This is a genomic window from Rhodopirellula sp. J20-39 (assembly GCF_057365095.1).
In genome coordinates this window covers 7,401,872-7,416,231 of record NZ_CP195123.1, presented here as the reverse complement: position 1 = coordinate 7,416,231, position 14,360 = coordinate 7,401,872, and the positions used below count along the sequence as shown (strand labels likewise).

General features: G+C 56.4%; 11 protein-coding genes. 4 read left to right on the top strand and 7 right to left on the bottom strand.

Annotated elements, in window-relative coordinates; genetic code table 11:
- The first annotated feature begins 257 nt into the window (after window positions 1–257).
- From ACR3ZL_RS26845 to ACR3ZL_RS26830, 4 genes are all read left to right on the top strand, one after another.
- Window positions 258–1,283: a glutamine synthetase beta-grasp domain-containing protein gene (locus ACR3ZL_RS26845; protein WP_473650020.1), complete on the top strand. Its 1,026-nt coding sequence runs from the start codon at window positions 258–260 to the stop codon at window positions 1,281–1,283.
- A 318-nt stretch (window positions 1,284–1,601) separates the two neighbouring features.
- Window positions 1,602–3,392 carry an Hsp70 family protein gene (locus ACR3ZL_RS26840; protein WP_473650021.1) on the top strand — a complete coding sequence of 597 codons (1,791 nt, stop codon included), beginning with the start codon at window positions 1,602–1,604 and terminating at the stop codon, window positions 3,390–3,392.
- A complete protein-coding gene (locus tag ACR3ZL_RS26835; RefSeq protein WP_473650022.1) occupies window positions 3,389–4,684 on the top strand; it encodes a hypothetical protein in 1,296 nt (431 codons plus the stop codon). Before ACR3ZL_RS26840 ends, ACR3ZL_RS26835 begins: the two co-directional genes overlap by 4 nt.
- On the top strand, window positions 4,684–6,354 hold the full coding sequence (locus ACR3ZL_RS26830) for a hypothetical protein (protein WP_473650023.1): 1,671 nt from the start codon (window positions 4,684–4,686) through the stop codon (window positions 6,352–6,354). Before ACR3ZL_RS26835 ends, ACR3ZL_RS26830 begins: the two co-directional genes overlap by 1 nt.
- Window positions 6,355–6,454: 100 nt before the next feature.
- On the opposite strand, the gene ACR3ZL_RS26825 is transcribed toward ACR3ZL_RS26830, so the two are convergent.
- From ACR3ZL_RS26825 to rpmG, 7 genes are all read right to left on the bottom strand, one after another.
- On the bottom strand, window positions 6,455–7,699 hold the full coding sequence (locus ACR3ZL_RS26825; protein WP_473650024.1) for a glycosyltransferase 87 family protein: 1,245 nt from the start codon (window positions 7,697–7,699) through the stop codon (window positions 6,455–6,457).
- Between the two features lie 350 nt (window positions 7,700–8,049).
- Complete coding sequence (gene gpmI / locus ACR3ZL_RS26820) at window positions 8,050–9,669, bottom strand: 2,3-bisphosphoglycerate-independent phosphoglycerate mutase (RefSeq protein WP_473650025.1); 1,620 nt, start codon at window positions 9,667–9,669, stop codon at window positions 8,050–8,052.
- Between the two features lie 157 nt (window positions 9,670–9,826).
- The gene (locus tag ACR3ZL_RS26815) at window positions 9,827–10,069 is read right to left on the bottom strand and encodes a (2Fe-2S)-binding protein (RefSeq protein WP_473650026.1); all 243 of its coding nucleotides are present in this window, start codon (window positions 10,067–10,069) and stop codon (window positions 9,827–9,829) included.
- A gap of 106 nt (window positions 10,070–10,175) precedes the next feature.
- On the bottom strand, window positions 10,176–11,252 hold the full coding sequence (locus ACR3ZL_RS26810; protein WP_473650027.1) for a sugar kinase: 1,077 nt from the start codon (window positions 11,250–11,252) through the stop codon (window positions 10,176–10,178).
- 117 nt (window positions 11,253–11,369) lie between these two features.
- The gene (locus ACR3ZL_RS26805) at window positions 11,370–12,179 is read right to left on the bottom strand and encodes an SDR family oxidoreductase (protein ID WP_473650028.1); all 810 of its coding nucleotides are present in this window, start codon (window positions 12,177–12,179) and stop codon (window positions 11,370–11,372) included.
- A gap of 138 nt (window positions 12,180–12,317) precedes the next feature.
- On the bottom strand, window positions 12,318–14,072 hold the full coding sequence (gene recJ / locus ACR3ZL_RS26800; RefSeq protein WP_473650029.1) for a single-stranded-DNA-specific exonuclease RecJ: 1,755 nt from the start codon (window positions 14,070–14,072) through the stop codon (window positions 12,318–12,320).
- 105 nt (window positions 14,073–14,177) lie between these two features.
- Window positions 14,178–14,342, bottom strand: coding sequence for a 50S ribosomal protein L33 (gene rpmG, locus ACR3ZL_RS26795; protein ID WP_283433662.1), 165 nt, complete (start codon window positions 14,340–14,342; stop codon window positions 14,178–14,180).
- Between the last annotated feature and the right edge of the window lie 18 nt (window positions 14,343–14,360).

Sequence of the window (14,360 nt, the reverse complement as noted above, 5' to 3'; positions counted from 1 at the left end):
AGTTTATAGGCGTTGGCATTCCGGTTGGCGAGGTGATCGTCGTAGCGATCTATCCGTTACCACTGGATTGCAATCGAATTTCGGTTATTTTAACACTGCTGCAAGCGACGCAAGTGGATTCATTCTGCGAGTGTGTTTAGCCGCGCGGTTGGGTAGACCGTTTTTTAGTCCAAATGTTTCGTTTTTTAGGTTGTCGCGCGAGTGCCACCCCATGGTGGTCGGCCGATAATCCAACCAGTCTGAGGAGACTCGCGTTCATGACCAAGTGCAAGTTGGAATACATCTGGCTCGACGGCTACCAGCCAACCCAGAGCATGCGCAGCAAGACAAAAGTTGTTGACGATTTTAGTGGCAACGTCGAAGACGCTGACATGTGGTCGTTCGATGGTTCGTCCACCGAACAGGCTCCTGGTGGTGCCAGCGATTGCTTGCTCAAACCTGTCTTTTGCTGCCCCGATCCTGATCGTTTGGGCACCGGCTTCCTCGTGATGTGCGAAGTGCTGAACGCCGATGGTTCGCCACACCGCAGCAACGGTCGGGCAACGATCAAGGATAAGGATGACGATTTCTGGTTCGGTTTCGAACAGGAATACACCATCTTTGATCCTGAAACCAAGAAGCCAATCGGCTTCCCAGCGGAAGGCTACCCAGCTCCGCAGGGCCCTTACTACTGCTCCGTCGGTGCAGGCAAAGCGGTTGGCCGCGAAATCGTCGAAGATCACCTCGAGCTATGTCTCGAAGCTGGTCTGAACGTCGAAGGCATCAACGCCGAAGTGATGATGGGTCAATGGGAATTCCAAATCTTCGCTAAGGGTGCAGCTCGTGCCGGCGACGAAATTTGGGTTGCCCGTTACCTGCTTGACCGTACCGCTGAAAAGTACGGCATGGAAATCAACTACCACTGCAAGCCAGTCAAGGGTGACTGGAACGGTAGCGGCATGCACGCTAACTTCTCCAACACGACCTTGCGTACCTGCGGTAGCAAGGAAGTTTACGAAGCGATCTGCCAAGCGTTCGAGCCTCGTATCACTGAGCACATCGACGTGTACGGTGCCGACAACGATCAGCGTTTGACCGGTCTTCACGAAACTCAATCGATCGACAAGTTCAGCTACGGTATTTCCGACCGTGGTGCTTCGATCCGGATTCCAATCTTCACCGTCGAGCACGGCTGGAAGGGTTGGCTCGAAGATCGTCGTCCGGCTTCCAACGCCGATCCGTACATGGTCGCCAGTGCGATCATCGCAACGGTTCGCACGGCAAAAATTCCAGAAACCGTTTAATCGCTTAAGCGATTGCAACAGTTCACTGGATAGAAGCCTAGCTGCTTAAACCACGAAACCCACGCTGCCAAAGCAGCGTGGGTTTTTTCATGCACACGCCTAGCTCTGCATCCCTGCATCTCTGCATCTCTGCATCTCTGCATCCCTGCATCCCTGCATCCCTGTGGTCCTGTGGTCCTGTGGTCCTGTGGTCCTGTGGTCCTGTGGTCCTGTGACCCTTTCTACCTCCTCAAATCCCCGCCGTGTTTTTCTTTCAGGCCGCTTTTTAGTTTGGTAAACTGCCTGTTTTCCAATCCCTAGGCTTCGAAGCGATCGCCGATGTCTGAACCACGTGAACCGCAACGTTCGAATCCCGATGGACCTCGCAATTCCGGCGACAGTGTTCCTTGCATCGGGATCGATCTGGGGACAACCAACTCCCTAGCTAGCATCTTTCGTGATGGCAAGCCGGAGTTGTTGCCAACGGCGCATGGCGGTGTGTTGACTCCGTCGGTTGTAGGCGTGCTAGACAATGGCGAGGTCGTTGTTGGGCAAACGGCAAAAGAGCTTCGTGTCACCGACCCCGAGTCATGTGCATGGTGCTTTAAGCGTTACATGGGGCAGGATCGCCGATTGAAGATTGGCAACAAGGAATTCACGCCACATGAATTGAGCAGTCTTGTGCTGCGATCGCTGAAGCAGGATGCGTCGGCGGCATTGGGCGTTGAGGTGACCGATGCGGTGATCACCGTGCCAGCTTATTTCAACGACCACGCTCGGCAAGCGACACGGTTGGCCGGTGAGATGGCGGGGCTGAATGTGCGGCGGATGATTAACGAGCCGACCGCGGCGGCTTTGGTGTATGGCTTTCATGATCGCGATGACGAGAAGAATATCGTCGTAATCGACTTGGGTGGCGGCACGTTTGATGTGACCGTGATGGAAGTGTTTGAGGGGACGCTTGAGATTCGTTCGAGTGCGGGCGAAAGCCTACTAGGCGGCGAGGACTTCACCGATCGCATCGTTTCGGAAGTGCTGGCGTCGGAGAACGCGCAGTTGGAGATTGCTGAGTTCAATGATCCGTTGCGGGTGGCTCGCATGAGAAGCGAGTGTGAGACAGCCAAGCGTACGTTGGCAACGGAGGAATCAGCGTCGATTCGTGTGCCTGATGTGGACGGTCGGTTTGCGGCGAAACCGAAGAAGTTCCGCATCGACCGGAAAACGTTTGCGCGGCTATGCGATCCGCTGATGCAGCGGGTGGCTGGGCCGATCGCGCGAGCGTTGCGAGACGCTGAAATACAGCCCACTGAAATTGACGAGGTGATTTTGGTGGGCGGTGCCACGCGGATGGATGTGCTCAAGAAGTTCGTCGAAGACTATTTCGGAAAGCCAGCCGTGATGCGTCACAACCCAGATGAGGTCGTTGCGTTAGGTGCGGCAATCCAGGCGGCTTTGATCGACGACGACGCAGCCGTGGATGACATGGTGATGACGGACGTGTGCCCGTTCACGATGGGCGTGGAGGTTGCCAAGGAACTCGGCGGTCAGGTCCACGAGGGATACTTCTCGCCAGTGCTGCATCGCAACAGCACCATTCCGATTTCCAAGGAAGAGGTTTATAGCACGATGGCGCCGAACCAAACTTCGGTGACCGTGAAGGTGTATCAAGGGGATGCTCGCAAGGTGGGTGACAATGTCTTGCTTGGACAATTGGAAGTCAGCGAGTTGCCACCGGGGCCGGCGGGCAGTCCGTTTTACATTCGGTTCACTTACGACGTTAGCGGCGTGCTGGAGGTGGAGGCTTATGCGCCGGGCGGCAAGAAGTTCCGAACCGTGCTGACAAATCACATCAAGGGCTTATCGCCGAAGTCAGTGGAAGCGGCGCGGCGGCGGATTAGCGAGATGAAGTTCTATCCTCGAGAGGATCTCGCGAACCAGCAGCTTGCTCGCTATGCCGAACGGATGCTGGGCGAATTGCACCCCACCCAGCGAGAACAGCTCGACAGCGTTTTGGATGCGTATGAGGCCGCTATGAACCGGGCCGATCGGGCGGAGTTCTTGGCTACTCGAGAGATGTTGATGATGTGCTTGTCGTCGCTAGGGATCCATCCTGATGGAGACGATCAGTGACGGACTCGACGCCCGCGAATGGACCCGATCGCGGTGCGACGGCAACGGTAGGGAAAGCGTATGTTCGCGAGATGTTGGACTTCAATCCGATGTGGGATGCCCAGCAAATCATCTTGCGTCGGCGTGAGCTATGGGGCGGTGGCAATGTAGGGAATGCGACGACGGGCAATACCGCCGCAATCGCAGTCAAGCCGGAGGTCGACCAGCGGCTGCGTGATCGAGCACGGCAATGCTTGGATGTGTTACATGCGAAGTTTTACGAATTGCCACAAGACAAGCTTCTTCAGTACATCGGTGCGCTACGCAACGAACGGTTGCCGGAGTACGCCGCTACGGTGGCGCGATTGCAGAAAGTTGCTGGTTTGCGAGACACGGTTCTGTCATCACAAATCGAAACAGGTGATGTCAAGTTTGCGTATTCTTTGCAGCAAAGTTTGGTGCGGCCAGCTATCGAAGGCGGTGCCTTTCGCGAACAGTTCATCGAATCGATTATCGAGGAACGCCGCGTCAAACCGGCATGCGATGCCGTCAAGAATTATCTCGATGCGCATCCGGAAATCTATGCGCTCGAACGAGATTGGTTCGATCTTCTGCTGGATCCGGACAATCAAAGCGCATGGTCGGATAGCTATTCGTTCAACGGGAAGTTTCGCCGTTTCATGGGATGGAATCCTAGTGGCGTGGAAACGGTCGGTGGATCCATCAAGGGCTGGGTGGCAGTGGTCGTCTTTATCTTGATCATTGTGGGAAAGGTGGCGGGAACGGTCTCTCGGTCATCCAGGCGTAATGCGAATACGCCTGCTGTGCCCACGGTGACGACATCGCCCACGGGATCCGGTCCGCAATCGTTCGTGAACGGTTTGCCAAGCGATGGTCCGTCGAACAATGGTTCGTCTAATGCCAGTGGTGCTTCGGTTCCGGCGTGGCAGCCGGTTGATCGAGCCCCTCGCGAAATCACCTCGAGCGATTCGGATTCGCTGACAAAGATAAGAGAAGCGATAGAAAAGGTTCGGCTTGAAAATGAGCGGGCTTTTCGTGAGAGCCAGGAAAGGATGAATGCGAGGATCGAAGAGGATCAACGCCGGCTAATAGAACGGAACGAGGAACGCCGTGCGCGTTCCAACGAGATTCGAGGTTTGATCAAGCGGAAATCGTTCGGACCGGATATTCCGATGCCGGGTTTCCATCCAGCCGAAATGCCCATGCCTAGCATCATGCCACCGAATTACCAAATGCCGACGCCACCGGGTGTTCCGCAAATGCGGATGGTGCCCGGGGGGAACGATTCGTAGTGAATGATCTGTCACTTTTACCTGGTGACCCGGTAGGCTTCTTTGGACTAGCTGAAGGTTATGACCGACGCGATCTCAAGCGAGCCTATGGGAAAGCCATTCGGATCTACAAGCCGGAAACGCATCCGGCAGAGTTTGGTCAGGTTCGTGATGCGTACGAACGTCTAGAAAGGCAGTTGCGTTACGGCAAGCAAAAGCAGCAGTTTGCGGATGCCGCTGATGCGTGGAGTAAGAACTCCGCAGCGGCGGAAGCAACACCGTCGGTCTCCAGTGCACCAAGTGGAAATGTACGGCCGGCGCGATCCGCGAAACCAGCTAGTACGCTGTCGTTGCGGCAGCTTGCCGTGGCGGATCCCGCTGCGGCGACGAAGCGATTGGCTGCCCAGTCACGCCGTACTCCGCCGGACTACTATCTGGCGGCGTTGTTGGCCGACACGACTGCCGGTCGTCCGACTAGTAAGTATCTAGTGCATCTGATCGATGGGTTGGCCGCGTATCCGTCGGACCCTGGGCTATCGAGTCTTGTTGGTGAATACCTGCGGACGGAAATTCCGGACAAGATGCTGGCGAAGGTCGTTCAATTTGTTGCCGAGAAGCTTCGGTCGCCAGTGTTCTATATGTTGACGGAGTCGCTCTGGTTGCGATTGGTTGACGCGTTACCGTTTGATCAGTTTGAAGAGTTGTTGAATCAGTGCGAGCGATCGATTCGCCAAACCGAACCTGCGTTTCGAACCGCTTTCTATTTGCGGTTGTTGCGATCTGCTATCTGGAAGGCCCCGGCGTCGTGGACTGATACGGTGATGACTGAGCTTGAGTCTCAGTCGGCGGATTTGGGTTATGCGGCAAGCTCTGACCTTGAATATCTTGAACGCCTTCGTAGTCTGCTAAAGGGTGAGGCGAAAACGCCTTCGACAGATCCGGTGCGAAAAAAGCTGTTGGCTGCTATTCGGTTGTCGTGTCAGAACGATGATGCAGCCACGACCGCGCGTGTGTTGCTCGTGCTCAACGAAATCGCTCGTCATTCGAAGGGGGTGCAGAGTGCGTTTCCGATGAAGACGGCGTCTGAAGATGCCGCTTGGGTTTGGTTGACATACGCTCTAGCCGAACAAACGCAGGTGTATCAAGGTGAGCCGGTCGAGTTACCTGTAGGACGTATTGAAACGCAGATTCGAAGTTTGATCGAAGACCTGCTCCCGCACGTGGAAAGTCTCAACTCCGCAATCAACGGTATTGAATGGCGTTACAAGTACCTGCCTCTGGTTGCATGGGTGATCCTAATTGTCATCGTCGGAATGTTTCCGTTGCTAATGATTGGGTTCGGTGTTCTGGGGACGGGGGCAGCAAACGTTTTACTGGTTTTGGCTGGCATGTTGGGGTTGTTTGTGGCATCGTTCATCAGCTTCTTCCGTTGGATCTTTCCGAAGTATCTGAACGATCGGATGGGTGAGAAACAGCAGTCCGCTATGAACAGGATCTACGCCAAGCGATGGCGAGCTCGATTGTTCCGCTACGCAGGTTCGTCCGGGGACGCTCTTCAGGTGCAGATTGCCCGTATCGATGCGGTTGGCAATGCGATGGGCCACAATCGTCTGGGTGAGATGATCAATATGTTCGTTCGCCAAGACGCGGGATTTTGCGTGTACGTCGCACTACAGTCGCTGGTGCGGTAGAGACCCACCTTGAATAAGAGTCTTGCTGGAGTCTTTGCCGGTTGTTGTGACCCTCGTAGTTGTCCAGCGGAGAATAACCCAAATGACCGGAAGTCGAAGATCAGGTTTTCTGCTGATGTGATTTATGTGGTTTTTTAGATGCCCAGGCGATCCATACCAAAATCCCTAACGCCAGAGCGAGGCTCGCGCCATTGAGGCTGGTCGCGATTCGTGTGAACCAGGCGGGAGGGTCGAGTCGCATCAGAAACATGCGTGTCGATAGATAGTTCATTGCTGGACATGCCAGCAGTGCGATTAGGACATATCGCAGTCGGGTATCGATGCGTCGCCAAGCGGTTGATGCACGATCGAAGTTAGTTGTGATTAGTCCAGTGAGTGGTGCGGCTAGCAATAAGGCGTCATACGATTGGTGGTATAAGCTGACGAGCAGTGTCGTCATCGCCAACGCACCTGTGATGCCTGTGATGCTATCGTTCACATTCGCGTTTTTCATTCTTCGTAGAGCTGCCATCGGTAAAGCGAGGATCACGAACATGAACGCGAGATGGGGTAGGTCGCCAGGATCGTTTTTGGACCACTTGGCGAGGATGGCAAAGAGGTCGAGCCGTGTCCAAGAGAACACGGGTGATTCATCTTGCATGCCGCGATGGACTTCTTGGGTGTGGACGATTTGTTCTTGAAGGATACTGACGCCATTGACCATGTCGCCGCCGCCTTCGTGGTAGGCGATCCAGCCTAACGAGGCTACTGCGCCAACAATGCTAAGAGCGGCGCCTACGGTAAGAGCACGGTAGTTGCCACGTGCCAGCATCAGAAAACCGAGCGGTAGAATGTAGGTGGGCTTCGCAGAAACGATTAGCAGCATCCAAGCGGAAGCGATCGGTTTGCGATCTGCCCAGATTACGGCAAGATAAGTTGCCACGACCAGTTGGAATGTGAAGTAACCGTTGAACAATGTGATGTGCCCACATCGCGTGAACACGATTGCCGCTGCGATCGCGAGCACCACGTCCAGTCGTCGCCGAAAACCCGCGGCATCGGCGCAGATAGCAGCGAGAGCTATTAGCAATGCAATTTGCAACAAGGTGTTGAGCGTTTCACCCGCATGCAATGGCAGCATCGCCAAGGGAGCGTGCAGCCATAGGATAACCGGCGAGAAGAATGGTATCTGTCGTGCGACTGGATACTTCGCCGCGTACGCCTCGCTGTAAGGACTTTCGCCTCGGATAGCGGCTTGGGCGGGAAAGTAGATTCCGTTGTGGAAGTCGCACAAGCCTTGTTGGCTGGGCGTGAAGGGGCCGGGCGTTTGGTACTGGAAGACAACACGCGCCAGCGTCGCGGCCAAGCCGATCGTCAGGATGAGGGTGGCGGCGAGGGCCAGTTTGCGATTGCCGATTTGCCATCGTTCGGGGTCGCCAGTCGGCGGCGCTTGCTGAGTTGATTGGTTATTGATCGTTCACTGCCTCCGGCGCGATGTGAGTAGAAGGCGGCAGGTATTCAAACCAGCTAACGCGGTGGCCAATATTGCGTTGGCCGCCCGCCAACGTCCCGCATCCTCAATGGGATTGAGGATGATTGTCGATTCGATTTGCGGAGCGTCTGAAGCGTTTGTCGAAGACCGGCATCGATGATGGTGTCGTTGCCGTTGTTCTCTATCGGTCGGCCTTTACCCGTCAACCTTTCGCCGATGGGCTTTTAGCCCTTTTCGATGAGTGACTCGCCGGTCATCTCGGCTGGTTTTTCGATGCCGAGCAATTCCAGCAGGGTCGGTGCGATGTCGGCAAGTCGGCCGCCTTCACGAAGCTTCTTTCCCTTTAGGTCAGGATCGACGACGATTAGTGGGACCGTGTAGGTGGTGTGGGCGGTGTGCGGGCCTCCCGTTTCCGGGTTGATCATTTGCTCGCAGTTTCCGTGGTCCGCAGTCACGATTAAAGCTCCACCAGCAGCCAGTGTGGCTTCGGCGATGCGGCCGACGCAATCGTCGACTTTTTCGACGGCTTCAATCGCGGCTTTCAGGACGCCGGTGTGACCAACCATGTCACCGTTGGCGAAGTTGACGATATAAACGTCCTCGTCGTCCGCCTTCAAATGCTCAAGGACCTTTTCGGTGATCCCTTCGGCAGACATTTCGGGCTTTTGGTCGTACGTTGAAACATCGCGGGGCGACTGCGCCATGCCCCAGTCTTCGCCGCCGAACGGATCGTCGCGATAGTCGTTGAAGAAGAACGTGACGTGGGGGTACTTTTCAGTTTCGGCGCAGCGGAATTGTTTCAGTCCATTGGCCGCGATCACTTCCCCCAAGATGTGTGGCATCTTAGGTGGCTTTTCGAAAATGACTTCGACAGGCAAGCCGGTTTCGTAGCCGGTCATGGTGGCGAAGTACAGGTTGTCAATTTTGTCACCACGATCGAAGCCACCACCGGGAATGTCTTTCCAGGCCGCGTCATCGAATGTGAACGCTTTGGTGATCTCGCGGGTCCGGTCGCCGCGGTAGTTGATGAACATCATCGCGTCGCCAGGCTGGATTGTGATCGCCGAGCCGCCTTCGGGAACAATGGAAGTGGCCTCGATGAACTCGTCTCCATCGCGGTTGGAATCGGTTGGGTGATCGTAGTAGTTCTGAATCGCCGCGGCCGCGGACGTCGCTGTTTTCTCGGTGCCCTTGGTTAGCATGTCGTAGGCGGTTTGGACGCGTTCCCAACGCAAGTCACGGTCCATTGCATAGAAGCGACCGATCACCGAAGCGACCACGCCGACACCGGTTTCTTGGCATCGCTCTTCGATTTGGCTGACGAAGCCTAGCCCGCCGCGTGGTGACGTATCGCGTCCGTCGGTGATCGCGTGGATCGCCAGTCGATCGCCGGTCAGGGCATTGCGTTTGGCCAATTCGATGGTGGCCATCGCGTGTTGCAGATCGCTGTGGACTCGGCCATCGGACATCAGGCCGAGGATGTGCAGTCGGCCGCCGGACTTTTTAACGTGATCAATCGCACCGGTGACGACGGGGTTGGAGAAGAACGAATCGTCACGAATGGCGCGGGTGATTCGCATCACTTCTTGGTCGACAATCCGTCCGGCACCGATGTTTTGGTGTCCGACTTCGCTGTTGCCCATGACGCCATCGGGCAAGCCAACGTCTTCGCCGGAGGTCGCGATCAAGACGGACGGGTATTCGTCGGTCAGGGCACTGTCGACCGGGGTTTTCGCGAGATGGACGGCATTGCAGTCATCCCATTTCGGATCTGGGTTTTTGCCCCATCCATCACGAACGATGAGGACAACAGGTCGGCGGCGGAGGTTGGAGGTCGCAGTCACGGTTCGCTTGTTTTCCAGAAGTGGTTGAGCGTACGGAGTTTCTCGTGCTGCTAATTTATCCAATCATCGCGTTTTCAAGTAGGCGTCCAACGATCGTCGAAAGGACGGTGGGGATGGCGAGACGGGTTGGTCGCAGGATGGGTTTTGGCAAAACCCGCTATTTTTTGCGATAGAGTTTCCGCTGCTCGGCGTATTCCTGCGGTGTTGGCAGGGTTTCCGAGTCTGGGTGCTCGGCTTCCATCAGCCGCTGCAGGAAAGGGCGGCACCAGCCACAGCCGGTGCCCGCTCCATAGCAGTTAGAAAGCTCGCTAAGTCGCCGTGGCTTTTCGACACGGATGTACTGAACGACTTTGCGACGACTGACGTGAAAACAAAGGCAGAGGTCATCGTCGTCGTTCATGGAGGTCTTTTCGCGAGCGATTGATAATCGAGTAGGAATGCCGGAACTGCGCCGAAGCGGCTCGGTCCGGCCTACTTGACCCTGAAGCGTAGGCTCCAGTGCTTCGCTAGCGTTGGACGCGAGCGTTGCCCTTCCAGATGCTCCAAACTTGGTCTTCGTCGGCAGGTTGGCCGTAGTCTGTGTTAAGCGTAGCAGTGAGTGCACCGGTCGCCCAACCGAATTGGGAGCTCTTGTCCGCGTCCCAACCCTTCAGCACGCCGTAGAGCAATCCGCCGACGAAACCGTCGCCGCCACCGATCCGGTCGAAGACGCCAATTTGGCGAGGTTCGATGACGCTGAAGTTTTCACCGTGTGACACAATCGCGCCCCACATGTGCGAGTTGGCGCTTTCGACTTCACGCAGCGTAGTGGCGAACAAAGTCGTTGAAGGGTATTCCTGTTTGACGCGATTGATCATGCCCTTGAAGCCGTCAATCTTGGCAGCGATGCCTTGTCCGCCAGCTTCAGGGCCTTCGACGCCCAAGCAGAGCTGGAAGTCTTCTTCGTTGCCGATCAGGATGTCCGACAGGCTGGCGATTTCTTTGAACTGAGCCGCTAGTAATTCTTCACGGCCCTTCCAGAACGAGGCGCGGTGGTTCAGGTCGAATGAGATTCGAGCCCCATGCTTCTTGGCCACGCGAGCGATTTCCAGGCAGAACTCGCTGGTCTCTTCCGACAGAGCCGCGATCAGCCCAGACATGTGGACGATCTTAGCGCCTTCGTCACCGAAGATTCGTTCCAGGTCAAAGTCTTTGACGTTCAGTTTGCGGCCGACTTCGCCAGCACGGTCGTTTTGAACGCGAGGTCCGCGAGATCCCCAGCCGCTGTCGGCCATGTTGATCTGGTGACGAACGCCCCAGGGGGTGTCTTGCGAGAATTCGGGGCCTTCGTAGTCCATGTGGCGACGAGCCAAGTCGTCTTTGATGAACCGAGCGACGGGGCTGTCTTTAACGAACGCGGTCAGGATTTTGACAGGCAAACCGAGGAACGACGCGATGCTGCCGACGTTGGATTCGGCGCTGGTGCCCTGCATCTTGAAGGTGTCGCTGCAATGAAACGGCTGGTGGTCAGCCGGCGTCAGCCGAACTCCCATGCTGGTCGGAATGACGAGGGAGTACTTGGCGTCTTTTCGAAGCTCGATCATTTAGGCGGCTCGTGGGGGAAGAGTCTGGTGGGAATTATGGAATGTCGTGGAGAACCGATAACCGCAATTTGGATCACTGCGGTGTCGGTTGTTTCCGATGGGGACGCTAGCGGGAAGCTAGATCGTGACGGAAGCAAAGCCGCCGTCGATGGCGATGTTTTGTCCGGTGACGAACGACGAAGCCTGGCGACTGGCTAGCCAGATGGTGGCTCCGGCGAGTTCTTCTGGCTTGCCAAAACGTGCCATTGGGGTGTGGCCGATGATTTGACCACCACGCTCGGTGTAGGTGCCGTCTTCGTTGAACAGCAACTTTCGGTTTTGTTCAGCGGGGAAGAAGCCAGGGCTGATCGCGTTAACGCGAACGCCGGTGGTTGCCCATTCGCGAGCGAGCCAGAGGGTGAGGTTGATGACGGCGGCCTTGGCGGCGGAATAGGCGACTACGCGTGACAGCGGGATGATGCCCGACATCGATGCGATATTGATGATGCTGCCCACACCGGCTTCGATCATTGCCGGAGCAAAAACTTGGCTGGGAAGCAGTGCTCCGCCGACCAGATTCAGATCGAAAACCGTGTTCCAAGCTTCGCGGGGAAGCTTGCAGATATCGGCACCCGGTGGAATCGTCGCGTCGGGATGGTTTCCGCCCGCAGCGTTGACCAACACGGTCGGCGTTCCGGCCCAGGCGGTGATGGCGTCACGGGCGGATTCCAGAGAATCGCTCGACAAACCATCGGCAGCGAAAAACTTCGCTTCGCCGCCAGCGTCCGTGATCGCCTTGGCTCGGTTATTGCCGCGTTCTTCGTTACGGCCGACAACCGCAACTTTGGCACCTCCGCTACCGAGAGCCTCGGCCATGTGGCCGCCGAGTTCGCCAGTCCCGCCGATTACTACGGCGACGTCATTTTTGAGATCAAATAGTGTATTCATAGGACGGGTACTTTAATCCGCCCGATCGCCGTCGACCAGATGCTGATCAGGGGGAACGGATTTAGAAGAGATTCCGTTACATCAACCGATCGCCAGTCGCTATTTTTTCGTCGCCAATCTTGATTGCATCGCCGGCGGCTAGATGCCGGAATCCTGAGCTCGCCAGTCGACCAGGTGAACTTCAACGCTTTTGTAGCCACGAAATTCGTTGATCACCGGTCGGTAAGCGATCTCGATCGGGCCTCTGCATTCGTTCAGTGGATCGCACCAGTCGGCCGCACCAAAGGCGACCCCGCGAATGACTCGGTCGCCCTGTTTGAAACGGACCGATAAGTGGCGTTCACCACCGCCCATTTTTTTGGCTGGTTCCGCCAGTTCGACGCCGCGGCCCAGCAACACCGGTCGTGGGTTGCCCGCGCCGAAGGGGGCCATGGTTTCGATTTCCTTCATGATGTGCAGGTTCAGTTGGCCCAGTGGGGCCTCTGCATCAATCTGAATCGACGGCACGATCTCCTGTTCGGCCCATTGGCGCGAAACCGCTTCGCAAAAGTCGCCTCGGAAGGCTTCGATTTCTGATTCGCGGATGGTCAAACCGGCGGCAGCGGGGTGGCCGCCGAAACGTTCCAACCGGTTTTCACATTCCAGCAAAGCGGCGTGCAGGTTGATGCCGGTTCCGCCCACGCGGCCGGATCCCACTGCGTCGGCTTTGCCCGTGTTGTCCATCGAGATGATGATGACGGGCTTGGCGTACTTTTCGGCCAGGCGTCCGGCGACAACACCGATTACTCCGGCATGCCAGCCGACGCCGTTGAGCACCAACGCGGCGTCTTCATCCACGTCGAATTCTTCTTTGGCTTGTTTTTGTGCGGCCAATTGCACGCTTCGCTGCAGTGTATCGCGAGTGCCGTTGAGGCCGTCGATGTACTCCGCCAGCATGCAGGCTCGCTCGCCGGCTTCGATCGTCATCAGCTCAATCGCGAGTTGGGCTTGGCCTAGCCGACCGGCGGCGTTCAGTCGCGGGGCAAGCGAAAACGCAATGCTTTCGGTGGTCAATTCGGATGCCTGGTCCAGCTTGGTCAGTTTCATCAATTCGAACAGGCCCGGCAGTGGTTCTCTCTGCATGGTCTTCAGTCCGTGATTGACTAGCACTCGGTTTTCATCGACCAGCGGCACAACATCGGCGATCGTGCCGATTGCGGCCAAAGCCAGTGATTGCATCAAGAACCGCTTCATCGGCGGTGTGACTTTTTTCTGGCCTGCCTTGGCTTGGCAAAGCGACCACGCCAATTTGAAAGCGACGCCGGCGCCACAAAGTTCCCCGAAGGGATAGTTCGTGCCAGGAAGTCGCGGGTGAACGATCGCCGCCGCATCGGGCAGCGTGTCATTCATCTGGTGATGGTCGGTGATCACCAGGGTGACGCCCAGTTCCCGGCAAACTTGGGCGCAGTGGACGCTTGTGATTCCGCAATCCACCGAGACGATTAGCTTCTTGCCACGCTGGGCCAGTTTGCGAATCGAGTCCTCGTTCAGGCCGTAGCCTTCTTCGAGACGATTGGGGACATGATAAGCCACATCGGCACCCAACAATCGCAGTCCGTTGACCAGGATTGCGGAGCCCGTCATTCCATCGGCGTCGTAGTCGCCGTAGATGACGATGGGCGTGGATTGCTCGATCGCGTCGAGCAGGATCCGAGTGGCCTCGGGCACACCGGGAAGTTCCTGCGGGTCGCGCAGGTTGGTGAGCTTGGTGTCCAAAAAGGCTGTAGCGTCATCGGACGAATAAACGCCGCGACTGACTAATAGCTGTGCAACGACGGGCGAAAGGCCTGACGTTCGAATCAATTGTTCGACCATCGGGCCATCGTGTGGCGTGATCCGCCATTGCCGCTTCATCCGTGTTGCCTCGTGGAGCTTTGGCCAATCAAAGGGCCACGCTGGCGGGTGAAACCGGAATGTTTCAGCGAAACGCTTCCGTCAGCGTTGGGAAAAACTAGCGAACTACTTTTTCTTTTCGAGGTGCCAAGTGTGCTTGCGCACATGTGGATTGTACTTCTTCAACCGCAACTTCTCACCACCTGGCTTGCGACGCAGGGTGTAGTTGTAGTGACCGGTTTCTTCACAGACCAGGAAAATGGTCTCTGCTTTTTTCTTGCTTTTAGCCATCGAAATTCAGGCGACGAA